We start from the raw sequence: 25,456 nt of genomic DNA, 5'->3' as shown, positions 1-25,456 counted from the left end.
GTTTTCGACGACCAAAGAGAATAAATGACGTTTAAGCCATGAAACAAGCAATTTTCCTGCACTAAAACGGGTTTTTACGGGCGTATTTATAGTGATAATCATAAGATATCTGGTTCGTGAGACGCTGAAAAGCCAGTTGGCGATCCTATTCATCCTGTTACTGATTTTCTTTTGTCAGAAATTAGTCAGGATCCTCGGCGCCGCGGTAGATGGCGATATCCCAACCAATCTGGTGCTCTCGCTGTTGGGGCTCGGCATCCCGGAGATGGCGCAACTTATCCTGCCGTTAAGTCTGTTCCTTGGCCTGCTGATGACCCTCGGCAAGCTGTACACCGAAAGTGAAATTACGGTGATGCACGCCTGCGGCCTGAGCAAAGCCGTGCTAATCAAGGCGGCGATGATCCTCGCGCTGTTCACCGGCGCGGTGGCGGCGGTCAACGTTATGTGGGCGGGGCCGTGGTCGTCGCGCCATCAGGACGAAGTGCTGGCCGAAGCTAAAGCTAACCCCGGTATGGCGGCGCTGGCCCAGGGCCAGTTCCAGCAGGCCAGCGATGGTAACGCGGTGATGTTTATCGAAAGCGTCAACGGCAACCGCTTCCATGACGTCTTCCTTGCCCAGCTGCGTCCGAAAGGCAATGCGCGCCCCTCGGTGGTGGTGGCGGATTCCGGCGAGCTGTCGCAGCAGAAAGACGGCTCGCAGGTGGTGACCCTCAACAAGGGCACCCGCTTTGAAGGCACCGCGATGCTGCGCGACTTCCGCATTACCGACTTCAATAACTATCAGGCTATTATCGGCCACCAGGCGGTGAGCGCCGATCCGGACGACACCGAACAGATGGATATGCGCACCTTGTGGAAAACCCACACCGACCGCGCGCGCGCCGAACTGCACTGGCGCTTCACGCTGGTGGCGACCGTCTTCATTATGGCGCTGATGGTGGTGCCGCTCAGCGTGGTGAACCCGCGTCAGGGCCGCGTGCTGTCGATGCTGCCGGCGATGCTGCTTTACCTGGTGTTCTTCCTGCTGCAAACGTCGATTAAGTCGAACGGCGGCAAAGGCAAAATGGACCCGGCTATCTGGATGTGGGCGATTAACCTGCTCTATTTTGCGCTGGCGGTGCTGTTAAACCTGTGGGACACGGTGCCGATGCGCCGCTTCCGCGCCCGTTTTAATAAAGGAGCGGCCTGATGCAGGCGTTTGGCGTACTTGACCGTTATATCGGTAAGACGATTTTCAACACCATCATGATGACCCTGTTCATGCTGGTGTCGCTCTCCGGCATTATCAAGTTTGTCGATCAGCTGAAAAAGTCCGGGCAGGGCAGCTACGATGCGCTGGGCGCTGGTCTCTACACCATCCTCAGCGTGCCGAAGGACATCCAGATCTTCTTCCCAATGGCGGCGCTGCTTGGCGCGCTGCTGGGGCTGGGGATGCTGGCCCAGCGCAGCGAACTGGTGGTGATGCAGGCATCCGGTTTCACCCGGCTGCAGGTAGCGCTGGCGGTAATGAAAACCGCGATCCCGCTGGTGCTGCTGACCATGGCCATCGGCGAGTGGGTGGCGCCGCAGGGCGAACAGATGGCGCGCAACTACCGTGCCCAGCAGATGTACGGCGGCTCGCTGCTCTCAACCCAGCAGGGGCTGTGGGCGAAAGATGGCCACAACTTTGTCTATATCGAACGCGTAAAAGGCAACGATGAGCTGGGGGGCGTCAGCATCTATGCCTTCAACCCGGAGCGTCGTTTACAGTCGGTGCGCTATGCCGCTTCGGCAAAATTCGATAGCGAAAATAAAGTGTGGCGTCTGTCGCAGGTGGATGAATCCGACCTGACCGATCCAAAGCAGGTGACCGGGTCGCAGATGGTGAGCGGCACCTGGAAAACCAACCTGACGCCGGACAAACTGGGCGTGGTTGCCCTGGATCCGGATGCGCTGTCGATCAGCGGGCTGCACAACTATGTGAAATACCTCAAGTCCAGCGGTCAGGATCCGGGACGCTACCAGCTCAATATGTGGAGCAAAATCTTCCAGCCGTTGTCGGTGGCGGTGATGATGCTGATGGCGCTGTCGTTTATCTTTGGCCCGCTGCGTAGCGTGCCGATGGGCGTCCGGGTGGTGACGGGGATTAGCTTCGGCTTTATCTTCTATGTCCTCGACCAGATTTTCGGCCCGCTGACCCTGGTCTACGGCATACCGCCGATCATCGGCGCGCTGTTGCCGAGCGCCAGCTTCTTCCTGATAAGCCTCTGGCTGATGATGCGCAAGGCCTAGCGGGTAAGCCTGAAACGTAAGCCCCCTCAGCGATGAGGGGGCTTTTTTTTAGCGCTTGCGTCCGCCCAGCAGGCTGCCCAGCATGCCGCGGACGATCTGATTGGTGACCTGGCGAACCGCGCTTTTCGCTGCGGTCTGCACGATACCGTCGCGTTTACCGCCTCGCGGGCCGGTGCTGCCGAACAGGATATCTTTCAGGCCGCCAAGCAGCCCGTCGTCATCGCCGTTCTGCTGGCCCTTCGCCGGCGGAGCCGACTGCTGCCCGGTGGCGACCTGCACCCCTTGCTGCAGCATTTCGAAAGCCGACTCGCGGTCCACCTCCTCCTCATACTTACCGTACAGCGGCGAGTGGTTCAGCAGACCATTGCGCTCGTCATCGCTGACCGGCCCCATTCGCGAGCAGGGGGCGATAACCAACGCCCGCTCGACCACCGACGGGCTGCCTTTCTCATCGAGGAAGGAGATCAGCGCCTCGCCGGTGCCCAGCTCCTGGATCGCCTGCTCGGTACTGAAGGCCGGGTTGGCGCGCATGGTCTGGGCGGCGGTTTTCACCGCCTTCTGGTCCTTCGGCGTAAAGGCGCGCAGGGCATGCTGCACGCGGTTGCCCAGCTGGCCGAGCACGGCGTCGGGAATATCCGCCGGGTTCTGCGAGACAAAGTAGACGCCGACGCCCTTGGAGCGGATAAGGCGGATCACCTGTTCAATTTTATCCAGCAGCACCTGCGGCGCGTCGTTGAACAGCAGATGCGCCTCATCGAAGAAGAACACCAGCTTCGGTTTATCGAGGTCGCCGGCTTCCGGCAGGCGCTCGTAGAGCTCGGAGAGCATCCACAGCAGGCTGGCGGCGTACAGCTTCGGCATCTGGTAGAGCTTTTCGGCGCTAAGGATATTGATCACCCCTTTACCGCTGGCATCGACGCGCATCCAGTCGGCAATATCCAGCATCGGCTCGCCGAAGAAGTGCTCGGCGCCCTGTTGCTCCAGGGTCAACAGCCCGCGCTGGATGGCGCCGATCGAGGCGCTGTTAATATTGCCGTACTGGTTCTGGAAAGACTTGGCGTTATCGCCGATAAACTGGGTGATGGCGCGGAGGTCTTTGAAGTCGAGCAGCAGCAGGCCGCGGTCGTCCGCGATGCGGAAAATAATGTTCAGTACGCCGCTCTGCACTTCGTTGAGATTGAGCAGGCGCGCCAGCAGCAGGGGGCCGAGATCGGAGACCGTCGCCCGCACCGGGTGGCCCTTCTCGCCAAAGATATCCCAGAGCACCACCGGGTTGGCGTGCGGCTCCCAGTCGCTAACGCCGATCTTCTCCAGCCGCGCCTGCAGTTTCTCTGAGCTCTGCCCCGCGGCGGCAATGCCGGTCAGGTCGCCCTTGACGTCGGCCATAAATACCGGCACGCCAATCTCCGAGAACGACTCAGCCAGCTTCTGCAGGGTGACGGTTTTACCGGTGCCGGTCGCACCGGTGATAAGCCCATGGCGGTTGGCCATCGCGGGCAGTAAATAGAGCGCGTTATCCAGCGTGCGCGCAATCAACAGGGGTGAGCTCATGGTCGATTCCTCCATTTATCCTGCGACGATTATAGGCAACCTCATCGTCCGGCGTTGGGAAAATCGTCACGCGCCGCGCACGCTGTACCGTGAGGGTCTCAGGCGCAGTGGCGCTGGATGAGCGCGATGCTCTGCTCAATCTCGCTCTCGATATCCGCTTCGCTCCATTGCGCCAGCTCGGGGGCGAAGGGCTCAAAAGCGTACACCCCCTGATAGCCGCGGGCTTCCAGCGCTTTAACCTGCTCGCAGGTGCCGAGACGATCCTTCGGGGTTAGCATGATGCGCTCGGCATCGGTGAGCTGCTCGCGCGGACGGCTATCGTCAACTCCTGAAAGGTGCACCAGCCCGATATCCGCCACCTCCACCTGGCTGAACTCGTCCGCCGCCTGTGGGTAAAGATGGTGATGGAAGGTGTCGATCAGCAGCTTAAACGGCACGCGGGCGTCGTGGATCAGCGTCTGCGCCTGATGTGCAGAACGCAGCGAGCTTTGCGGGAAGCCCAGCGGCTCCACCAGGCCGTGGATGCCATAGAAGGCAAACAGCGGCGCCAGGTCGCGCAGGGCGCCCAGGGTTTCGCTGGCCGGCACCTCGCTGCCGTCGTTGAGCGGACAGAGCACCAGCGATTTGGCGCCGATGGCCTGGGCCTCTTTCAGCAGCGATTCGGTCAACTGCCGCACCTCTTCGCTACGACGGTTAAAGGGGTAGACCGCGTTAATCGTCAGGATCTCGATGTGGTAGCGCGCCGCCAGCTCGCGCACCTGCTGATGGCTCAGATCGTCGGTCACTTTTCCACTGGGTAAATCGTTGCGCAGCTCGACCTTATTCAGGCCCAGACGGTTCACCAGACGGAAAAACGCTTCAATGCTGAGCGCTGGCGCGATTTTGCGGTTAATACAAAAACGTTGCATTGCGATGGCCATAGGACACTCCTGACGGAAGAGGGGGTAGGTTCGTTCAATTGGCTAACAGTCAAAACGTTTATTCCAAAATTAGCAAGAATGGAAATGATGAATGTTTGAGCTGTCTCGCAAAATATCACCGGCACCGACTACCGGCGCGACAGCGGCGGGAAGCCTGGCGTCGAGGGCAACTAGGCGCGATGCGGGAAGCGCACAGGCGACCGGTTAGCGCAAAATGCGACTGTTATCACCAAAATGAAATTTCATTTCACAACAATGTTGAAATATAAGTTTCATTTTACTACGGTTATAGCACAGCAGAATCAGCGACGGGCCGGTGTGCGCTGGCCCCCTTCACTATGAGGCGAGAACATGACGATCACAGGAAACTTTATTGGCGGGAAAACCGTTATTAGCAGCAGCAACGAAACGATGCCGGTGTACGACCCGGCGACGGGCAAAGCGGTGCGCGAAGTCACGGTGTCAACCGCGCAGGAAGTCTCCGAGGCGATTCAGGTTGCTCGCGATGCGTTTGACAGCTGGTCCCGTACCACGCCGCTGCGCCGCGCCCGCGTGCTGTTCAACTTCAAAATGTTGCTGGAGCAGCACGTGGAAGAGCTGGCGGGGATCATCGTCAGCGAGCACGGTAAGGTGTGGTCGGATGCGCTGGGCGAGCTGACCCGCGGTATGGAAGTGGTCGAATTCGCCTGCGGGATCCCGCACCTGATTAAAGGCGAATACTCCTCTGACGTCGGCACCGGCGTCGACAGCTACTCGCTGATGCAGCCCCTGGGCGTGGTGGCAGGGATCACCCCGTTTAACTTCCCGGCGATGGTGCCGATGTGGATGTTCCCGCTGGCGCTGGCCTGCGGCAACAGTTTCGTCCTCAAGCCGCCCGCGCTGGCGCCGACGGCCGCCGTGCGTCTGGCAGAGCTGCTGAAAGAGGCCGGTCTGCCGGACGGCGTGTTTAACGTCGTGCACTGCAGCAATGAAGATGCTGAGCAGCTGTACACTGACCCGCGTATTGCGGCGGTGAGCTTCGTCGGCTCCTCCGGCGTGGCGGAGTATATCTATAAGACCGCCAGCGCCCACGGCAAGCGAGTGCAGGCCTTCGGCGCCGCCAAGAACCACGCGATTGTGATGCCGGATGCCGATCTCGACGCCACCGTTAACGCCATTATGGGCGGCGCTTTTGGCTCCGCAGGCGAGCGCTGCATGGCGCTGCCGGTGGTGGTGGCGGTGGGAGATGAAACCGCCGACAAACTGATCGCCCGCCTGAAGCCGCTGGTGGAAGCGCTGAAAGTAGGCCCGGGCTGCATGCGTGGTCAGGAAGAGAACGAGATGGGACCGGTGGTGTCTGATACCCACCAGAAAAAAGTGCTCGGCTATATTGATAAAGGCGAAAGCGAAGGGGCAAAACTGGTGGTCGATGGCCGCAAACTGCGCGTGCCGGGTTACGACGCGGGCTACTATGTCGGCGGCACCCTTTTCGATCACGTCACCCCGGAGATGACCATCTGGCGCGAAGAGATCTTTGGCCCGGTGCTGGGGATTGTGCGCGCGGCGGACTATGACAGCGCCCTTGAGCTGGTCAACAGCCACGAGTTTGGCAACGGCAGCGCCGTTTTCACCAGCAACGGCCACACCGCGCGTGAATTCGTCCACGACGTGCAGGCGGGGATGGTCGGGGTGAACGTGCCGGTCCCGGTGCCGATGGCGTTCCACAGCTTCGGCGGCTGGAAGCGCTCGGTGTTTGGCGCGTTGAACGTCCATGGGCCGGACGGCGTGCGCTTCTACACGCGTATGAAGACCGCCACCGTACGCTGGCCGGCAGGGCAGCAGACCGTATCTGAATTCAGCATGCCGACGTTAGGTTAATCGGCGAAGGAGAGCGCCATGTCGTTACTGGCTAAATCGCGAAAAGAGGGACAGATCCAGCATATTACGCCGCAAAGCGCCGGTTGGCGCTATATCGGCTTTGATGTCTGGATGTTGAAAAAAGGGCAGACCGTGACGCTGGAGAGCGGCGATCGCGAGCTGTGCCTGGTGCTGGTCGCCGGGCTGGCGTCGGTGAAAACGCAACATGCCGATTTCCCGAATCTCGGTAAACGGATGTCGCCGTTTGAACGCACCCCGCCGTGGTCGGTCTACATCCCGCCGCAGGATAAAGTCGAGGTGACTGCCGATTCCGATCTGGAGCTGGCGGTATGCAGCGCGCCGGGCAAAGGCAGCTTCCCGGCACGCCTCATTCGGCCGGAAGACGTCGGGGTAGAGCACCGTGGGAAAGGGCGCAACCAGCGTCGGGTGCATAATATTCTGCCGGACAGCGCCGAGGCGGACTGCCTGCTGGTGGTGGAAGTCTACACCGACGAGGGGGCCACCAGTTCGTGGCCGTCGCATAAACATGATACCGCCCAGCCGGGCAAAGAGACGCAGCTGGAAGAAACCTACTATCACCGCTTCGATCCGCCGCAGGGCTTTGCCTTCCAGCGGGTCTACACCGACGACCGCAGCCTGGACGCCTGTATGGCGCCCTACAACCACGATGTGGTGATGGTGCCGCGCGGTTACCATCCGGTGGCAGCGATTGCCGGTTACGATAGCTACTATCTGAACGTGATGGCCGGGCCGGACCGGAAATGGCTGTTCACCTGGGAAGATGACCACGCCTGGATCAACACGCCGGAGTACCCGCGCCACGACTGACGTGCGGTGCAGAAGCGGATAAAGAAGGCCGGTTAGCGATGCTAACCGGCCTTCCTGTTTGAGGGCGGCAGATGTTTTTTCGCGAAACGCTCCGCGGAATCCCACTCCCGACCCGGCAAGCGCAGCGCCGCCGGGAAGGAACCTCCGGCGCCATACCCGCCTTTGTGCCGGATGGCGCTACGCTTATCCGGCCTACGGGAGCCTCCCATAAGCTCCTATACCCCAGGCCCGGCAAGCGCAGCGCCGCCGGGCAGGACACCGCAGACACCGTACCCGTTTTTGTGCCGGATGGCGCTACGCTTATCCGGCCTACGGCATCCTCCCGTAAGCTCCTATACCGTAGGCCCGGCAAGCGCAGCGCCGCCGGGCGATGACCGCAGGCACGGTGCTGCTTTTATGCCGGGCGGCGGCTCATGCCTTGCCCGGCATACGGTTCATGCGACCTGCCGTTAATTTATTCACCATTGTTGCTGAAACTGCCGGTGCTGACGGCCTCAAAATCGCTGAGACGTTCCCGGAAGGCCGGGGCAGCCCGCATGGATGCGGGCTGAGGGCCGTGTTTTGCACGGACGCTGCCTCGGCCCGACCCGAAGCCTGCAGGGATAAGTCGAAGGGACCGCGTAGCGGCGATTTTGCTGGCCGGAGCCCGGGGGGACAGGGGGCGGCGGCGACTGGCCGCCCCCTGTGCGCTCCCTGCGCCATGCCAGGCATAACGCAGACGATTAACCGGGAGCGCAATGTGCGCTGAAATCACATGCGACAAACGCTTTACCCGGATTAATAGAGTTGCATACCAATAACATTATATCCGGCACCCCGCAGGCCCATATACCCCAGGCCCGGCAAGCGCAGCGCCGCCGGGCAGGACACCTCCGGCGCCATACCTGCCTTTGTGCCGGATGGCGGCTTCGCCTTATCCGGCCTACGGCATCCTTCCGTAAGCCTATACTGCGCCGCCGAGTAACAAACGCCAGGCAGCCTATCTCACGCCTTCTGCTTGGCCTCGGACTCCTGGCTGCTGTTCAGCGCCAGCGAGACCGCCAGCGTCTGGGCCAGACACAGGGAAGCAACCTGCGAACGGAAGCCATCCACCTGCGCTTCACGCACCACAAAGCAGACATCGCTGAAGGCCGCCAGCGGGCTGACCTGGCTGTCGGTAATGGCGATCTGCCGCGCTTTGCGCTGCGCGCCCAGCTCCACCAGCTCGACCACTTCCCGCGCGTACGGCGAGAAGCTCACCGCCACTACCACGTCTTTCGGACCGACCAGGCTCAGCTGCTCGGTGAACATGCCGCCGAGGCCGTCGATCAGAAAGGCTTTGCGATCGAGGTGACGCAGCGCATAGGTCAGATAGGAGGCGACGCTAAACGACCGGCGCAGACCAATGACGTAAATATTTTCCGCCTCGCCCAGCAGGGCCACCGCGCGCTCCAGATCATCGCTGGAGGTCTGCATCGCCAGCTGCTGCAACGCCTGGTTGTTCACCATCGTGAACATATTGAGGATTTCCGTCGGCGTTTCCGGCGGGCTGGACTCATCGCTGGTGGTCTGGCGGAACAGACGGGCGCGCTCGGTATAGTTGGCGGTCTCTTCCATCAAATGTTGCTTGAACATCTGTTTCATTTCGTTAAAGCCGCTGAAGCCGAAGGCGTTGGCAAAACGAATCAACGTGGAAGGGGGAACATCCGCCTGTTGCGCAATGGAGGCCACGGTATCGAAAGCCACGCTATTGCTGTTATCAAGGATATAGCGGGCGACCTGTTTCAGGCGTTTGCTTAACGTATCGTAGCGACGCCTGATTTCATCCTGCAGGATGGTCAGCTGTGTTGGGTTATTGGCCATAGAGTGCGCTCTGAGAAAATGGAAGGAATATGGCTTCCAGTGTACCAAATGAAGCGAATTTTTCATTTATTGCGACGAAATACGCGATTCATTTCACGAAGAAACAGAAAAACGCCCGCTCCGCAAGGTGACGGAGACGGGCGTCGGGGGATCAGCGGCGGGCTTCGCGCCAGTAGCCAATGAGCGTCAGGTAGTTGCGTTTCACTTCCTCTATCAGGGCCTCATCGCTGAGCTCACCCTGCATCCAGCGCCGCGACGGCTGGCCAAAGATGGTGCGCCCGACGGCGAAACCTTTGATCATCGGGTGTGCGGCCGCCTCGGCGAAACCGGCGCGCAGTTTGTCGGAAGGCGCGTCAAGCCCGAGGATCAGGATCCCGCGGCTCCACGGATCTTCGCGCTCGATGAGGGCGGTGATCTGCTGCCAGCTGGCGCTGGAGAGCGGCGGCAGCTTCCACCAGTCCGGTTTGATCCCCAGCTGATAAAAGTGTTCCAGCATAGTGTGGTAATGGCGCTCGTCTTTGTCCGGGCCATTTTCCGGCAGGATCACCTCCAGCAGCAGTTCATGGCCTGACTTGTTACAGGCCTGCCAGACCTCGAGCAGCAGGGCGTCCTGCTCTGCACGCAGCGCCGCCGGGTCGTCCGGGTGATAGAAGACCAGGCATTTGACGACATGCTCCAGCGGCCAGTCGATCAGCTGCGAGCCGATGTTGCCATGCTCCAGACGCAGCGGTCGCGAGCTGGGCAGTTCGATAGGGCGCCCGATCCACCAGCCCTTGCCGGTAATGGCGTTGAGCGCACGCTGGCCGTAGGTGCCGTCGGCCAGAATGCCGCTGCGCTGATCGAGACCTGCCTCCTGCGCCGCCGCTTCGGCCGCGGCCAACAACAGCAGTTTGAGCTGCGGAATGCAGGCTTCGTCGCGCCCGGTCTCCCGCGCCAGGTCGGCCAGCTGTTTGCGATGGTCGAAGGCGAAAATGCACAGCTCCGGCCACTGTTGACGGCGGCTGGTGACCCGGTGCAGGTGGTTGAGGCGCTCGTCGACGTCCGGGCGCGGCACCGATTCGGCGCGCTGCAGGTAGTCATCAAGTTCGACTTTGGTCGGCATCGCCGGCGCGCAGCCGTGGCGGGAGACCACCAGCGCCCCGCAGGCGTTGGCGTAACGGCAAGCCTGCTCCCAGCCTTCGTCGTTGAGCCAGCCGCGCAGCAGACCCGACATAAAGGCATCCCCGGCGCCCAGCACGTTGAGAACCTCCACGCGCACGCCCTGCTGTAGCGGCACCTGGTCCCAGCTGTCCGGGATGTCGCCTTCCAGCACCACGCAGCCCATCGGCCCGCGCTTGCAGACGAGAGTGGCTTTGGTGGCATTGCGCACATTTTTCAGCGCGGTCAGGGTATCGGTGCTGCCCCCGGCAATATGAAACTCTTCTTCGGTTCCCACCACCAAATCGAACAGATGCAGCACTTCCTGCAGCTGGCTGGTGACCGGTCCGGACTCAATGAAACGGGTTTCGCCATCGCCGAGCGAGGTGAGCCCCCACAGCACCGGACGGTAATCGATATCCAGAGCGGTACGCAGGCCGTGACGGCGGGCGTACTCCAGCGCCTTCAGCACCGCGGCGCGGGTGTTGGCGTGCGACAGGTGGGTGCCAGTCACCGCCAGCGCCCGGGAGGAGGCAATATACTCCTCGCTAATGTCGTCAGGCGTTAAGGCCATATCGGCGCAGTTATCGCGGTAGAAAATCAGGGGGAAGGTCTCCTGATCCTTAATCCCCAGCATCACCAGCGCGGTCAGGCGAGATTTGTCGGTAATCAGATACTCGGTATCCACCCCGGCGCGGTTGAGCGTTTCGCGCAGGAAACGGCCGTTGTGTTCATCGCCAACGCGCGCCAGCATGGCCGATTTCAGCCCCTGAATCGCGGTGCCAAAGGCCACGTTGCCGGAGGAGCCGCCCAGATATTTCGCGAAACTGGCAACGTCTTCTAGCCGCGAACCAATCTGCTGGGCATAGAGGTCGACGGCCACCCGACCTATACAGATGACGTCGAGCCGCTTTACTGCTGCATTCATAGCTAGGATTTCCTTTTTGGTGTCTGCTGCCTGGAAGGGTCGGGATCCCGACGTCGACTCCGTGAACAGCCTGAGGGTTATTGGTTACCCTTAGTTTGAGAAATAAATATTTCATTTGCAAACTCGTTCGAAATTAAAAAACCAAAAGTGTGAGGGATCTACCACTCTGCCGCACTGAGCCTCGCGCGAGCGCGGATCGCCCCCTCTGTCGACCCGGGGGAAAATGAAACGCCAAATGGCATCCATTTACCTATGATTTTTAAGGGGATATTGCCGTCTGGTGCGGCAAAAAAGGGCCCGAAAACGTGTCTGGAATGTAAGTGAAACGTATGAAATGGGTAGAGAGTTTGATCCTTCTCGCAAAATGAAATATTTCTTCTGTATTTGTATTTAATGAAAAAAATGTTTGCCTATAATCCACAGGTATTCCAGTGACGTGAACGACGGCCCCGGCGGCATCGGCGCGACGCCACACACAAATACTGAACAATAAGGATTGTGCATCATGGGCAAACTGAGACTGACAACGGCGCAGGCGCTGGTGAAGTTCCTCGATAACCAGTACCTGGAAGTGGATGGCGTAGAGCTGAAGTTCGTGAAAGGCATTTTCGCGATTTTCGGCCATGGCAACGTCCTGGGGCTGGGGCAGGCGCTGGAGCAGGACAGCGGCGATATGCGCGTCTATCAGGGGCGCAACGAGCAGGGGATGGCCCACGCGGCCACCGGTTTTGCCCGCCAGGCCCTGCGCCGGCAGATTATCGCCTGCACCTCCTCCATCGGTCCAGGGGCGGCCAACATGATCACCGCCGCCGGCACCGCCAGCGCCAACCGCATTCCGCTGCTGCTGCTGCCGGGCGATGTCTTCGCCACCCGCCAGCCGGATCCGGTGCTCCAGCAGATTGAACAGAGCTACGATCTCAGCATCAGCACCAATGACGCCTTCCGCGCAGTCAGCAAATACTGGGACCGCATTACCCGCCCGGAACAGCTGATGAGCGCCTGCATCAACGCCATGCGCGTCCTGACCGACCCGGCGGAAACCGGCGCGGTGACGCTGTGCCTGCCGCAGGATGTGCAGGGCGAAGCCTGGGATTACCCGGAATCCTTCTTTGCGCGCCGCGTGCACCGTCTCGACCGGCGCCCGGCCAGCGCCGCGCAGCTGGCGGACGCCGTGGCGGCCATCAAAGCCAGCCGTAAACCGCTGATCGTCTGCGGCGGCGGGGTGAAATACTCCGGCGCGGGCGAAGCGCTGTCCCGTTTCGCCGAGCGCTACGGGGTGCCCTTCGCCGAAACCCAGGCCGGGAAGGGGACGGTGGTCTCGTCTCACCCCCTGAACGTCGGCGGCGTCGGCGAGACGGGCTGCCTGGCGGCGAACCTGCTGGCGAAAGAGGCCGACCTGGTGATCGGCGTCGGCACCCGCTTCAGCGATTTTACCACCGCCTCGAAATGGATTTTCCAGCACCCGGAGGTGCGTTTCCTGAATATTAACGTCAGCAACTTCGACGCCTGGAAGCTGGACGGCATTGCCATGCTGGCGGACGCCCGGGAAGCGATGACCGCTCTCGACGCGGCGCTGGCGGACAGCGGCTGGCAGGCCGGCTGGGGCGCGCAGATCGAGAGCGTGCAGAGCCGTCAGTTAAAAGAGACCCAGCGCGTCTACCAGGCGGTGTGGCAGGAGAAATCCTTTGTGCCGGAGATCGACGATCATCTCGATCGTGAATCGGTGTATCGCGAGTTCCGCCAGATCACCGACTCCACCCTGACCCAGAGCAGCGTCCTTGGGGTACTGAATGAAACGCTGCCGGCCGAGGCGGTGATCGTCGCGGCGGCGGGCAGCCTGCCAGGCGATCTGCAGCGCGTCTGGCGCAACCGCGCGGAAAACACCTACCACGTGGAGTACGGCTACTCCTGCATGGGATATGAAGTCAACGCCGCGCTGGGCGTGAAGCTGGCGCAGCCGCAGAGCGAAGTCTACTCCCTGGTCGGCGATGGCTCGTTCATGATGCTGCACTCTGAGCTGGTCACCTCCCTGCAGGAGCGGGCGAAGATCAACGTCGTGCTGTTCGACAACATGGCCAACGGCTGCATCAACAACCTGCAGATGGAGCACGGGATGGACAGCTTCGGCACCGAGTTCCGCTACCGTCAGCCGGAAACCGGCCAGCTGCAGGGCGGCCTGGTGCCGGTGGACTTCGCCACCATCGCCGCCGGCTACGGCTGCAAAACCTGGCGCGTCACAACCCTGGACGAACTGCGCCACGCGCTGGACGCCGCCCGTCGCGAAACGGTCAGCACTCTGATTGATATTAAAGTGCTGCCGAAGACCATGGTGCACAAATACGGCAGCTGGTGGAACGTTGGGGTCGCCCAGACGGCGCTCTCTGAACGGATCCGCAAGGTGGCGCAAATGATTAATGAAAAGCGCGCCCAGGCGCGTGATTACTAAAACGAACATCCACTCTGAATCCTACAGACTTACGGAGAAAACCATTATGTCGCTCAAATTAGGTGTCATCGGCGCTGGCGCTATCGGTAAAGAACACATCCGTCGCTGCACCCAGGTTCTGCAGGGCGCCACCGTTGTGGCGGTGTCTGATATCAATGCCGACAACGCCCGCGCGGCGGTCGCGCTGCCGGGCGTGCAGGCGGAAGTCTACGCCGACGGTCACGACGTGATTAACGCCAGCGATGTCGATGCCATCCTGGTCACCTCCTGGGACCCGACCCACGAAGAGTACACCCTGGCCGCCATCGCCGCCGGTAAGCCGGTATTCTGCGAAAAACCGCTGGCGATGTCTGCGGAAGGCTGCCGCCGCATCGTCGATGCCGAAATGAAGGCCGGCCGTCGTCTGGTGCAGGTTGGCTTTATGCGCCCGTACGACGAAGGCTATCTGGCGCTGAAAAAAGTGATCGACGATGGCGATATCGGCGCACCGCTGATGCTGCGCTGCGCCCACCGCAACCAGTCGGTCGGCGAGAACTACACCACCGATATGGCGATCACCAACACCCTGATCCACGAGCTGGACGTGCTGCGCTGGCTGCTGAACGATGACTACCGTTCCGTGCAGGTGCGCTTCCCGCGCTCCACCTCGCACACCCATGCGCGCCTGAAAGATCCGCAGATCGTCTCCTTTGAAACCAAAAAAGGCACTCTGATCGACGTCGAAGTGTTCGTGAACTGCCAGTACGGGTATGACATCCAGTGCGAAGTGGTCGGCGAAACCGGGATTGCCCGTCTGCCGGAGCCGTCTGCCGTCCAGATGCGCAAGTCCGCCAGCCTGTCGACCGCCATTCTCACCGACTGGAAAGACCGCTTTATCAAAGCCTACGACGTCGAGCTGCAGGCCTTTATCAACGACGTCAAAGCCGGCCAGCTGCACGGCCCGTCGGCCTGGGACGGCTACGCGGCGTCGGTGGCGGCGGACGCCTGCATTAAAGCGCAGGGAACCAGCGAGCCGGTTGAGGTGACGCTGCCTGAGTGCCCGGCATTCTACAAACGTTAAGCGCGTTTTGCTGACGGAACTTCTTTGCACAGGTAACGACGATGAAAATTGCCTTTGATGTGGATGTCATTAAGGACCTCGGGATCACCCGCATGGTCCATCAGGTAGCGGAGTGGGGCTACAAGTACATTGAACAGTCGCCGCACCCGCAGATTAACCCGTTCTACAAGCACCCGCGCGCCAGCCGGGAGATCATGGCGGAGTACAAGCAGGCGCTGCGCGATACCGGCCTTGAGCTGTCGTCGTTTATCTGCGTCTACCGCTGGTCCGGTCCGGACGAACTGCGCCGTCAGGCGGCGGTGAAAAACTGGAAACGGCTGGTGGAAATTGCGGTAGAGATGGGCGTTCAGGTGATCAACACCGAGTTCTCCGGCGATCCGAATCAGCCTGAGATCTGCGATGAAATGTTCTATCGCTCAATGGAAGAGCTGTTGCCGATTTTTGAGCGGGAAGGCATCCGCGTGGAGATCCAGGCGCATCCCTGGGATTTCTGCGAAGAGAACAATGAAACCGTCGATATCGTGAAGTCGTTCCGCAGCGATAACGTGAAGTACGTCTACAGCGTGCCGCACACCTTTTTCTACGACAAAGGCGTCGGCGACGTGGCGAGCATGCTGCGCTATGCCGGGAGCGATCTCTCCCATGTCCTGATTGCGGATACCCGCAACCATACGAAACATTGCCGCTATATCGTTAACCCGCCGGGCGTGGATGCCGTGGTGCACCAGCACGTAGGCGTCGGGGAAGGGGATGTGGATTTCGACGCGCTGTTCCGCACCCTGCGCGAAATGAAATTCGCCGAGCAGACCTTCAAGGTCGGCGGGGAGCCGATTGTCGCCACCTCGCTGTTTGGCTACCCGGAAAAAATGAAATACCAGGCAGTGGAAACCCGTGAACTTATTGAACGTGAATTGCTGCGCCGCTAAGGCGCAGCGGCAGGAGCCCTACTATGAACAAAGATAACGTCAAACTGGCTATCGCCCCAATCGGCTGGACTAACGATGATATGCCGGAGCTCGGCAGCGAAAACACCTTCCAGCAGATCGTCAGCGAAATGGCGCTGGCCGGCTTTACCGGCAGCGAAGTCGGCAGCAAATATCCGCGCGACCCGGCGGTTCTCAAGCCGATGCTGGATATCCGCGGCATTCAGATCTGCAACGCCTGGTTCAGCACCTTTTTCGCCAACGGCCAGCGGGAAAAAACCATTGATGAATTCGTCAATCACATGAACTTCCTTCATGCGATGGGCGCGAAAGTGATTGGCTGCTCCGAGCAGAGCGGCAGCATCCAGGGGCTGGATAAACCGATCCTCGGCGATGCGAAGCCGTGCTTCAGCGACGAAGAGTGGCAGCGGGTGGCGGAAGGCTACAACACCCTCGGCCGCCTGGCGGCGGAGAAGGGAATGCAGGTCTGTCTGCATCACCACATGGGCACCGGCATTCAGACCACCGCGGAAATCGACAAATTTATGTCGCTGGTGGACGAGCGCGTCTTCCTGCTGTTCGACACCGGCCACGCCTGGTATTCCGAAGGCGGCGAAGCGCCGATGCTGGCGATCCTCAAAAAGTATCTGCCGCGCATCAACCACGTCCACCTGAAAGACGTCCGCCCGCCGGTGATCGACCAGGTGCGCCGCGACGGCCTGTCGTTCCTCGACGGCGTGAAAAAAGGCACCTTCACCGTCCCGGGCGACGGGGTGATCGATTTCCGTCCGGTGTTCAAGCTGCTGGACGACTTTGGCTATAAAGGCTGGATGGTAGTGGAAGCCGAGCAGGATCCTGCTCTGGCCAATCCTTTCGAATACGCCGTCAAAGCGCGCAAATATATTCGCGAAACGGCAGGGATCTAATCGTTGTGACATTTTCAGGCCATACCGGGTATGGCCTGCTTTTTTCCTTTCTCAACCGGACCCAGGGCTTAACCACAGCGCCGGACAGTTCCCTCTCCCTCAGGGAGAGGGCCGGGGTGAGGATGACGATGACGGGTAAAGCGTCACTTCACTTCCGCCAGCGCGGTCTTGTCCACATACGGTTTCATCAGCGCGTCGGCTTCCTTCTGCGCCGCCTGCACCGCCGCTTCCGGCGTCACTTTGGCATCATTGACCACCGCCGCCAGCTGGTTCTCCATCGCCTTACGCACCGCCACGGTCTCCCAGGTGGAGTACCATGGATGGGCGTACTTCAGCTGCTCAAGGGCGATCGCCGCCCGCGGATCCTGCTGCAGATAGGCCTTCATCTCCGGCGTATCGTATGACGCCTTGCGCGGCGAGAAGTAGCCGGTGAAGCGGCTCCACGCGCCGTTCACCTCGGGGCTCACCAGATAGGTCAGGAACTGATACGCCGCTTTCTTCTGCGCCTCGTTGATGCCTTTAAAGCTCACCAGGCTGGCGCCGCCGATCGGCACCGCACGCTGCTCTTTGGCCGGCAGCATCGCTACCCCAAGCTCAAAGTCTTTGCTGTTCTCGCGCATAAAGCCCAGCGCGCCGGTGCTGAGCATCGCCATCCCGAGCTTGCCGGAGAAGAACGCGGCGCTGATCTGCTTCGAGTTCAAGACCCCGGACGGCATCACCTTGTCCTTGTAGATCAGATCCTGCCAGAAGCGCAGGGCGCCGATGGCGGTCGGCGAGTTGTAATAGACCTCGCCCGGATAGTCTTCGTTAAAGTATTTCCCGCCGTTGGCGCGCACCAGTGCCGAGAAGATCCAGCCGCCGTAGTCGTCGTTGGTCGACGGCAGCATGATCCCCCACTGGCCTTTGCTCTCGTCGGTCAGCTTTTTGGCATCAGCCAGCAGCTCGGCCCAGGTCTGGGGCGGCTGTTTGATCCCGGCTTGATCGAACATCGTCTTGTTGTAGTAGAGGATCGGCGTCGAGTTATGGAACGGGATCGCATAGGTGGTGCCCATCACCTGGGCGTTCTTATGCATCGCGGGCCAGAATTCCTTTTGCAGAAAATCGCCGGCCTTTTGATCGCCATATTTAAACAGCTCGTCCATCGGCAGGATCTCATCTTTCAGCGCCAGATCGGTGGTGAAGTTGGCGGACATGATCACCAGCGCCGGCGGCTGGCCGGCCTTCTGCGCCGATTCGGCTTTGATCTTGGTGGTGTCGTAGTTGCCGGTGAAGATCCCGCGCACTTCGACATCCTGCTGCGAGTCGTTGAATTGCTTAATGACGCGGGTCATCTCCATGGTCAGCTTGCCGTCCACCGGCGCCGGGAACATGAAGTCTATTTTCTCTTTTGCCAGCGCCGCGCCGCTCAGGGCAAGGCTGAGGCCAACCGCGACTAGCGTAAAAGGTTTAAACATGATTACACTCCATCAATAAATTATGCTGGGTCTCAGCATGAAAAAGATGCACATCGGCAGGCGAGAAGCCGATCTGTAGCGACTCGCCTTTCTCCGGCACCGTGCCGCGGTGGCGGCGGCTAAAGCGCAGGGTGCCGATCGGGGTGCTGACGTGGAGCAGGTAATCGGCCCCCATCAGTTCTCGTTGCAGAACGGTGGCCGGCAGGCGCAGATGGCCCTCCTCCACGCGGTCGGTAATATGTTCCGGGCGAACGCCCAGCCAGACGCGGGTCTGATCCCGGTGGCGCGGCGGCAGCGGATGGCGTTGTTCGCCAAGCTGAACGTTGCCGTCAACGCAGGGGAGCGATAGCAGATTCATTGCCGGTGAACCGATAAATCCGGCCACGAACAGATTGGCCGGGTTGGCATACAGATATTCTGGCCGTCCTACCTGCTGCACGTGGCCGCCGTTCATCACCACGATGCGGTCGGCCATCGACATCGCCTCGGTCTGATCGTGGGTCACATAGATGGTGCTGGTTTTCAGCTGCTGGTGGAGCGCCATAATGCTGTCGCGCACTTCGCTGCGCAGGCGGGCGTCGAGGTTGGAGAGCGGCTCGTCCATCAGGAACAGCCGCGGATTGCGCACAATCGCCCGGGCCATCGCCACCCGCTGGCGCTGGCCGCCGGAGAGCTTCGCCGGTTTGCGGTCGAGCAGCGCCTCCAGCTGCAGCATCTGCGCCACTTTGTCCACCCGCGGCTGCCAGCTGCTTTTCTCTTCCTTGCGCACCTTCATGCCGAAGGTGATGTTGTCGCGCACCGACAGATGGGGGAACAGGGCATAGTTCTGGAAGATCATCGCGAAGTTGCGCTCGCGCGGCGTGGTGGCGGTGATGTTCTCATCATGCAGCCAGATTTGTCCTTCGCTGACCGGCTCCAGCCCGGCGAGCAGGCGCAGCAGGGTGCTTTTCCCGCAGCCCGACGGGCCGACCAGCACCACGAATTCGCCTTCGTGAATATCCAGCGACAGGGCGCTGAGCGCCGGTTTGCCGTCGAAACGTTTACTGATGTTTTGCAGACTGAGCATGGCGGTTAGCGCTCTTCCGTTGGGCAACTGATGTTTTCGTCGTACAGCCACGGCCCGGCGTAGTGGGCCAGCGAGTGCTGGTAGCTCACCCACTGCTCACCGACCTGACGGTGCATCAGGCACGAGGCCGGGGAGAGGTCGTAATAGGGCCGGGTGTCTTCGTGGCAGTACGGCACCTGATGGACGGTGCCGGGAATGGTGGAGATCAGCGCCTGGCGATACTGGGTCATGGTCAGGCTGTGGTTGTGGCCGCAGAAGATGCGCGTCAGCGACGGAAAACGCTCCACCAGCGCCAGCAGACGGTGGCCGTTTTCGCAGGCGATCGGGTCCATCTGCGCATTGCCCAGCGGCAGCGGCGGGTGGTGCATAAAGATCGTTGCCGGTTTGTCGCCGCCCTCGAACAGTTGCGCCTCCAGCCAGCTGATGGTCTCGTCGGTCAGCCAGCCTTTTGACGTGCCGGCATGACTGGAGTCGATAAACAGCAGGCGGGTGGCGAAGTCATCCACCGCATAGCGCATATTTTGCGGATCGTTGCCCAGCTGCGGGCACAGCGGATGAAGATGCTCGAGAAAATGGGCTTTGTCGTCGTGGTTGCCGGGGATCAGATACAGCGGATAGTTCAGGCTGCCGAGGATCTGGCGGGCCACCTGATACTCCTCCGGGCGGCCGCAGTTGACGATATCCCCGCTCACCACCACCGCGTCCGGGCGCTCGCGCAGCGCGTTAAGCTGGGAGACCACGTCGGCGTTGGCGGCATTGACGTCGATAAAGCCGTACAGCTTCTCGCCGCGGCTGCGGAAATGGGTATCGGAAATGTGCGCTAACAGCATGAATCACTCCTTATTTGATCCCGGAGAAGCCGAAGCTCCGCAGGAACTGTTTCTGAAAAAGGATGAACGCCAGCATCAGCGGCAGGCAGACCATCAGCGTCCCGGCGCCGATGGTGCCCCACTGGCCGCCGGATTCGGCGCCCATGGCGAAAGAGACCAGCCCGACGGTCAGCACCTGCTTATCGGGATCGTTGAGCATCATCAGCGGCCACAGGTACTCGTTCCAGTGGTAGGTAATGCTGACGGTGGCGAAGGCCAGCACCGACGGCCAGGACATCGGCAGCAGTACGCGGAACAGCACCTGCCACCAGCGGCAGCCCTCCATCAGCGCCGCCTCCTCCAGCTCTTTCGGAATGGCGAGGAACGCCTGACGCATCAGGAACACGCCGAACGCCGAGGTGAAGTAGGGCATCATCACCCCGGTGAGGGTGTTGAGCAGGCCGAAGGTTTTCAGGGTCAGCATGTTCGGCACCATCATCACCACCGGCATGATCATCAGCTGCACCAGGAACAGGAGAAACAGCGTCTGCTTGCCGCGAAACTCGTGGCAGGCGAAGACGTAGCCGGCGGTGGTGATGGTCAACAGCTGCACGAAGAAGGTGCCGAAGGTGAAGATAAGGGTGTTGGCGTACAGGCTCAGCCAGTCGGCGCTGTTCCAGGCGTCGCGGAAGTTATCGAGAGTCAGCGGCAGGCGGGGCAGCAGCGACGCCATATCGTCGCCGAAGGTGGTGGCGCTGAACGAGGTCGCCAGCATCCAGATAAACGGGCTGACCCACAGCAGCGCCAGGCAGCACATTAATACTGTGAGCGTAAAGGGCGACGAGCGGCGCAGGCGCAGCCACAGCGGACGGGCGGCGGCGGGCGTGCGGACCAGCAGCGGCGAGATTTCAGCGCTCATAGTGGGCTCCTTTCTCCAGCAGTTTCAGGTTAATCAGCGAGAAGGCGAACAGCCCGGCCAGGGTGAGGAAGGTGGCGGCGGAGGCTTTACCGAGGTCGTGGGTATCCCAGGCGAGATTCTGGATGTAATAGAGCAGCACGGTGGTGGCGTTGTCCGGCCCGCCGCGGGTCATCACCGCCACGTGGTCTATCTGGGTGATGGAGTAGATCAGCGCGGTGGTGATCACAAAGCTCAGGGTCGGGCGCAGCAGCGGTAGCGTGACCTTAAAAAAGACCTGCGTGCGGGTAGCCCCCTCCATCAGCGCCGCTTCCCGCGTCGAGGCCGGAATGCTCTGCAGCCCGGCGAGGAAAAACAGCATGTAGTAGCCGGCGAACTTCCACACGCCGATCAGCGCCAGGGCCAGCAGCGCGCTGTTGCTGCGTCCCAGCCAGTTGTTGTTCATCGGCCCGAACAGCTTCGCCAGATAGTGGTCGAGCAGGCCGAGGCCGGGCATAAAGATAAACAGCCACAGCGCGGCGGCGCTGACCATCGGGATAATCATCGGGAAGAAAAAGGCGGTGCGCAGCCAGCGGTTGACGCGATGGTTCTCGCTCAGCGCCACCGCCAGCAGCAGGGCGAGGGTCACCCCGGGCACTACCGTCAGCAGGATATAGAGCAGATTATTGACCAGCGACTGCCAGAAAACGCCGTCGGCAAACAGGCGGGAGAAGTTATCCAGCCCGACGTACTGCGCGCCGTCGCTGGCCATGCGGGTATCAAACAGGCTGTCATACACCGAACGCCCCAGCGGGAACCAGGTAAACAGCAGTAAAAACAGCAGGGAAGGCGACAGGATCAGCCAGGGAAGCCAGGTCTTTCTCATGGTGACGCGCATCTCGTTCAGCCATTTATCGAAGCCCGGATTGTGGGAAGCAATGACTACAGAGGCATGGCGGGGAGATGACGGTTTGATGAAGCAACGGGGAAAACGCCGGGCGAGCGGGCCGCCCGGCGGGAGAGAATCATCAGAAGTCGGCTTTCAGCACCGCGCGGTAGCGGGCTTTGCCTTCGCGAACGTGCTTCAGCGCTTCGTTAATTTGCGACATCGGGAACAGCTCGGTGGTCGGAGCCACTTTGCTGCGCCCGGCAAACTTCATCAGCGTGCGCAGTTCGGACGGATTACCGGTCGCCGAGCCGGAGATGCTGCGGTCGCCGCCGATCAGGGTAAAGGCCGGCACCGGGAACGGCTTCATCACCGCGCCGACGGTATGGAAGTTGCCGCCGTAAGCCAGGGCTTCGAAGTACGGCTGCCAGTCGAGGTCCACCGCCACGGTGTTGATGATCAGGTCGAACTGACCGGCCAGCGCTTTTAAGGCTTCCGGATCGCGGCTGTTGACCACGCGATCGGCGCCCATCGCCAGCACTTCCTGCTCTTTGGCCGGGTTGGAGCTGAAGGCGGTCACTTCCGCGCCCATCGCCCGCAGCAGCTTAATGGCGATATGGCCGAGGCCGCCGATGCCGATCACCCCGACGCGGCTGGTGGCGGTGACGTGGTGGGTCAGCAGCGGTTTAAAGACGGTGATGCCGCCGCACAGCATCGGGCCGGCGGACGCCAGATCGATGCTCTCCGGCAGGGGGATCACCCACTGCCAGTCGGCGCGCAGCTTATTGGCGAAGCCGCCGCGGTTGAGAATGGTCGGCACCGAGCCTTCCAGACAGTTGATCTGGTTGCCGCTGATGCAGGCGTCGCAATGGCCGCAGCTGCGCGCCGTCCAGCCGATGCCGACCTTCTGGCCAATCTTCAGCCCTTTATCTTGCGCCGCGCTGCCCAGCGCCGCCACCCGGCCAATCACCTCGTGACCGGCCACCAGCGGGTAGCTCGACATCCCCCATTCGTTGTCGATCATCGACAGGTCTGAATGGCAGATCCCGCAGTATTCCACTTCAACTTCGACATCTTCCGGCTGTAGCTCGCCGGCATCGTATTCCCACAGCGACAGATCGGCGCCCGCTTCTTTGGCGGCGTAGCTTTTAATGATGGTCATGTTCATTTCCTTGGGGTTGGCGTGATAACCCAGAAAGTGTAGAGCATGGTATTCCCAGGCGCTTGGCAATCGGAGGGGTCGCGAAGCGGGCGGACCAGCCGCCCGTTAAGGTCAGCGGCTGGCCAGCGGCCACTGATTAAGGCGGATGCCGCGCTGCGGGGCGTTCTCGGCAAAATCATCCAGCACCGCCCGCACGTCCGGGTCGAGATAGCCGACGCTGTCGTGCTCGACGATCACCACGCTCTTTTCCGGAATCTTCGCCAGCAGGGCCAGCAGATGCGGATTGTGCATAAAGGTCAGATTCTGCTGGATGCGCAGCACGTAGTGGTCATCGTAGCGCGCCAGCTGCAGCGAGTGGCGATGGCTGCGCCAGAGACTGAATGCCATCTGGGTGGCAAGACCAATCCCGATCCCCGCCAGCATGCCGCAGGCGATAATCCCGCCGATGGTGGCGAGGAACGGGACGTACTGCGCCGCCCCCTGGCGGAACTGCTCGATGAACAGCCGCGGGGTCGCCAGCTTATAGCCGGTATAGAGCAGCACGGCGGCGAGGCTGGCGAGCGGGATTAAGGTTAGCAGGCCGCTGAACCACAGGCCGCAGATCAGCAGCAGCACGCCGTGGATAAAGATCGACAGTTTGCTCTGCGCGCCATTGCTGACGTTCACCGAGCTGCGGACGATCACCGCGGTGATCGGCATCGCCCCCAGCACGCCGGAGAGCAGATTGCCCACGCCCTGGGCGACCATTTCACGGTTCGGCGAAGGCGGCGGATTTTGCGGGCGCAGCTTTTTCAGCGCCTCCTGGCTGAGCAGGGTTTCGAGGCTGGCGACCAGCGCCAGGGTCACCGCCACCACCCACACCGACGGATTGCGCCACGCGCTCCATGCGGGAGACTCCAGCTCGCCCAGCAGGTCGCCGAGGCTGCCGAACGCCGGCAGGGTAATACGCGGTAGGGCGGCCAGCTGCTGCGGCGCAAAATGGGTCAGCAGCAGGGTGGTCACGCAGCCGAGCAGGACGGCGATCAGCGGCCCGGGGATCCAGCGCAGGCTCTTCACCCGGCGAATAAGCGGCGAGCCCCACAGCCAGAGCACCAGCAGACCGCCCGCGGCGACGGCGATAGCACTGAGGGAGAAGGTGGCGTTACCCTTCACGATATCAACGAGCCCGGTCTCTTCTGCGCTGCCGAGCGCGACGGGGATCTGCTGAATAATCAGCAGGATGCCGATCGCCGCCAGCATGCCTTTGATGACGCTGGCGGGAACCAGCGAGATAAAGCGCCCGGCCCGCAGGATGCCGAACAGCAGCTGCAGCACGCCGGCCAGCGCCAGCGCCATCAGGAAGAGGGAGAAGGAACCCAGGGATTCAATAGCGGCGACGACGATGGTGACCAGTCCGGCGGCGGGGCCGCTGACGGCGAAGCGGGAGGGGCTGAGGGCGGTGACGACCAGGCCGCCGATGATGCCGGTCAGCAGGCCGACGAAGGGCGGTAAGCCGCTGGCCTGGGCGATGCCGAGGCACAGCGGCAGGGCGACAAGGAAGACGACGATGCCGGCGAGAGAGTCCTGACGAAGCGTGTTCATGGGGCGTGCTCCTGCGGTGAGAGGTGTTCGACGAGGGTGGTTAAATGGCCGGAAGCCAGATCGTAGACGCAGCCGTGCAGGCTGAGCGGTCGCCCGCTGGCGAGCACCGTCTGCACCGGTTCACTCTCCAGCAGAGGGGCGAACTGGGCGCGAACGTTGGCTTCCACCAGGGCGTCCAGCGCATGGCGAGAGCGCTCCGCGTTGGCGCTGGCGCTGGTGCTGGCGCCGGGGGAGGCCGCAACACAACAGTCATCGGCGATCTGCGCAATTTCGTGATGCAGGGTGTGGCGCAGCTGGCCGATGCGGCGAGCCAGCGCCGAGGATTCCTGCGCCAGCGGCAGAGTGGGCAGGGAGAGCGCCGCCTGCACCCCGCCGCAGCCGTAGTGGCCGCAGAGCACCACCCGCTCCACCTCAAGGTAGTCGAGGGCATACTGCAGGACGCTCATGACGTTGTCGTCGGCGGGATCGAGCATGTTGGCGATATTGCGGTGGACAAAGAGCTCGCCGGGCTGGCTGCCGGTGAGCACCTCGGCGGGCACGCGGCTGTCGGAGCAGCCGATCCACAGCGAGTGGGGCCGCTGCCCGTCGACCCATTTTTCGAAATAGTCCGGATCATGCTGACACTTCTGCAGCGCCCAGCTGCGGTTGCGGGCCAGCAAAGGTTTTAACGTCGTCACAAGTATTCTCCTGAGTTAATTCATCGAGTGAATATGTCCATCAAGACTCGTACAGCGACTAGTAAAAATAGTGTTTACCGGAACCCTTCACGCCTGAGGAAAATCCTGGATTAAACGGCAAAAAGAAAACTTTTCATTAATGTAAAGTTATAAAAATATTGATGAAATTAATATTTGACTGCGGAGTGGGTGAGTAATAAAAAGGCATTGATTAAAACTTTCTGGAATATATGGGAA

Annotated in this window: 20 protein-coding genes; 8 read left to right on the top strand and 12 right to left on the bottom strand. The window is 61.2% G+C overall.

The window, feature by feature from the left end; genetic code table 11:
* Window positions 1-91 precede the first annotated feature (91 nt).
* Both lptF and lptG read left to right on the top strand, forming a co-directional pair.
* Window positions 92-1,189, top strand: a complete 1,098-nt coding sequence (gene lptF / locus KHQ26_RS20110) for an LPS export ABC transporter permease LptF (RefSeq protein WP_002886955.1) — start codon at window positions 92-94, stop codon at window positions 1,187-1,189.
* Window positions 1,189-2,271, top strand: coding sequence for an LPS export ABC transporter permease LptG (gene lptG, locus KHQ26_RS20105; protein ID WP_002886956.1), 1,083 nt, complete (start codon window positions 1,189-1,191; stop codon window positions 2,269-2,271). The genes lptF and lptG overlap by 1 nt, the downstream gene beginning before the upstream one ends.
* Window positions 2,272-2,319: 48 nt before the next feature.
* On the opposite strand, the gene KHQ26_RS20100 is transcribed toward lptG, so the two are convergent.
* On the bottom strand, window positions 2,320-3,822 hold the full coding sequence (locus tag KHQ26_RS20100; protein ID WP_020803909.1) for a helicase HerA-like C-terminal domain-containing protein: 1,503 nt from the start codon (window positions 3,820-3,822) through the stop codon (window positions 2,320-2,322).
* Window positions 3,823-3,920: 98 nt separating this feature from the next.
* Window positions 3,921-4,742: a TIM barrel protein gene (locus KHQ26_RS20095; RefSeq protein ID WP_020803912.1), complete on the bottom strand. Its 822-nt coding sequence runs from the start codon at window positions 4,740-4,742 to the stop codon at window positions 3,921-3,923.
* A 351-nt stretch (window positions 4,743-5,093) separates the two neighbouring features.
* Here KHQ26_RS20095 and KHQ26_RS20090 point away from each other — a divergent pair, with 351 nt between their 5' ends.
* Both KHQ26_RS20090 and iolB read left to right on the top strand, forming a co-directional pair.
* A complete protein-coding gene (locus KHQ26_RS20090) occupies window positions 5,094-6,599 on the top strand; it encodes a CoA-acylating methylmalonate-semialdehyde dehydrogenase (protein ID WP_004146794.1) in 1,506 nt (501 codons plus the stop codon).
* Window positions 6,600-6,617: 18 nt separating this feature from the next.
* On the top strand, window positions 6,618-7,427 hold the full coding sequence (gene iolB, locus KHQ26_RS20085) for a 5-deoxy-glucuronate isomerase (RefSeq protein ID WP_002886959.1): 810 nt from the start codon (window positions 6,618-6,620) through the stop codon (window positions 7,425-7,427).
* Window positions 7,428-8,411: 984 nt separating this feature from the next.
* On the opposite strand, the gene KHQ26_RS20080 is transcribed toward iolB, so the two are convergent.
* Both KHQ26_RS20080 and KHQ26_RS20075 read right to left on the bottom strand, forming a co-directional pair.
* Window positions 8,412-9,269: a MurR/RpiR family transcriptional regulator gene (locus tag KHQ26_RS20080; protein WP_004152190.1), complete on the bottom strand. Its 858-nt coding sequence runs from the start codon at window positions 9,267-9,269 to the stop codon at window positions 8,412-8,414.
* Window positions 9,270-9,420: 151 nt separating this feature from the next.
* Window positions 9,421-11,334 (bottom strand): bifunctional 5-dehydro-2-deoxygluconokinase/5-dehydro-2-deoxyphosphogluconate aldolase, encoded by a 1,914-nt coding sequence (locus tag KHQ26_RS20075; protein WP_004146797.1) that lies wholly within the window; start codon window positions 11,332-11,334, stop codon window positions 9,421-9,423.
* Between the two features lie 505 nt (window positions 11,335-11,839).
* Between KHQ26_RS20075 and iolD the strand changes: the two genes are divergently transcribed.
* The 4 genes from iolD to iolE are packed head-to-tail and all read left to right on the top strand — an operon-like array spanning window position 11,840 to window position 16,689.
* Entirely contained in the window at window positions 11,840-13,780 is a 1,941-nt protein-coding gene (gene iolD, locus KHQ26_RS20070) for a 3D-(3,5/4)-trihydroxycyclohexane-1,2-dione acylhydrolase (decyclizing) (protein WP_004152191.1), read from the top strand.
* A 46-nt stretch (window positions 13,781-13,826) separates the two neighbouring features.
* Entirely contained in the window at window positions 13,827-14,840 is a 1,014-nt protein-coding gene (locus KHQ26_RS20065) for a Gfo/Idh/MocA family protein (protein ID WP_004152192.1), read from the top strand.
* Window positions 14,841-14,881: 41 nt separating this feature from the next.
* Entirely contained in the window at window positions 14,882-15,766 is an 885-nt protein-coding gene (locus tag KHQ26_RS20060; RefSeq protein WP_004152193.1) for a sugar phosphate isomerase/epimerase family protein, read from the top strand.
* Window positions 15,767-15,789: 23 nt separating this feature from the next.
* Window positions 15,790-16,689, top strand: a complete 900-nt coding sequence (gene iolE / locus KHQ26_RS20055; protein ID WP_002886970.1) for a myo-inosose-2 dehydratase — start codon at window positions 15,790-15,792, stop codon at window positions 16,687-16,689.
* A 143-nt stretch (window positions 16,690-16,832) separates the two neighbouring features.
* Here the strand turns inward: iolE and KHQ26_RS20050 are convergent, their stop codons facing one another.
* From KHQ26_RS20050 to KHQ26_RS20015, 8 genes are all read right to left on the bottom strand, one after another.
* The gene (locus KHQ26_RS20050; RefSeq protein ID WP_002886974.1) at window positions 16,833-18,143 is read right to left on the bottom strand and encodes an ABC transporter substrate-binding protein; all 1,311 of its coding nucleotides are present in this window, start codon (window positions 18,141-18,143) and stop codon (window positions 16,833-16,835) included.
* The gene (locus KHQ26_RS20045; protein WP_002886975.1) at window positions 18,136-19,209 is read right to left on the bottom strand and encodes an ABC transporter ATP-binding protein; all 1,074 of its coding nucleotides are present in this window, start codon (window positions 19,207-19,209) and stop codon (window positions 18,136-18,138) included. The genes KHQ26_RS20050 and KHQ26_RS20045 overlap by 8 nt, the downstream gene beginning before the upstream one ends.
* A gap of 5 nt (window positions 19,210-19,214) precedes the next feature.
* Window positions 19,215-20,039, bottom strand: a complete 825-nt coding sequence (locus KHQ26_RS20040; protein ID WP_002886979.1) for a phosphodiesterase — start codon at window positions 20,037-20,039, stop codon at window positions 19,215-19,217.
* A 10-nt stretch (window positions 20,040-20,049) separates the two neighbouring features.
* Complete coding sequence (locus tag KHQ26_RS20035) at window positions 20,050-20,937, bottom strand: carbohydrate ABC transporter permease (RefSeq protein ID WP_002886980.1); 888 nt, start codon at window positions 20,935-20,937, stop codon at window positions 20,050-20,052.
* Window positions 20,927-21,811, bottom strand: a complete 885-nt coding sequence (locus tag KHQ26_RS20030) for a carbohydrate ABC transporter permease (protein WP_004152194.1) — start codon at window positions 21,809-21,811, stop codon at window positions 20,927-20,929. The genes KHQ26_RS20035 and KHQ26_RS20030 overlap by 11 nt, the downstream gene beginning before the upstream one ends.
* A gap of 130 nt (window positions 21,812-21,941) precedes the next feature.
* Window positions 21,942-22,961 (bottom strand): NADPH-dependent aldehyde reductase Ahr, encoded by a 1,020-nt coding sequence (gene ahr, locus KHQ26_RS20025; protein ID WP_004177639.1) that lies wholly within the window; start codon window positions 22,959-22,961, stop codon window positions 21,942-21,944.
* Window positions 22,962-23,072: 111 nt separating this feature from the next.
* Window positions 23,073-24,542, bottom strand: coding sequence for a SulP family inorganic anion transporter (locus tag KHQ26_RS20020; protein ID WP_004152195.1), 1,470 nt, complete (start codon window positions 24,540-24,542; stop codon window positions 23,073-23,075).
* Window positions 24,539-25,219 (bottom strand): carbonic anhydrase, encoded by a 681-nt coding sequence (locus tag KHQ26_RS20015; protein ID WP_004152196.1) that lies wholly within the window; start codon window positions 25,217-25,219, stop codon window positions 24,539-24,541. Before KHQ26_RS20015 ends, KHQ26_RS20020 begins: the two co-directional genes overlap by 4 nt.
* Between the last annotated feature and the right edge of the window lie 237 nt (window positions 25,220-25,456).

This window comes from Klebsiella sp. 10, from assembly GCF_018223925.1.
Taxonomy (GTDB): domain Bacteria; phylum Pseudomonadota; class Gammaproteobacteria; order Enterobacterales; family Enterobacteriaceae; genus Klebsiella; species Klebsiella pneumoniae.
This window is presented reverse-complemented; position numbering and strand designations above follow the sequence as displayed.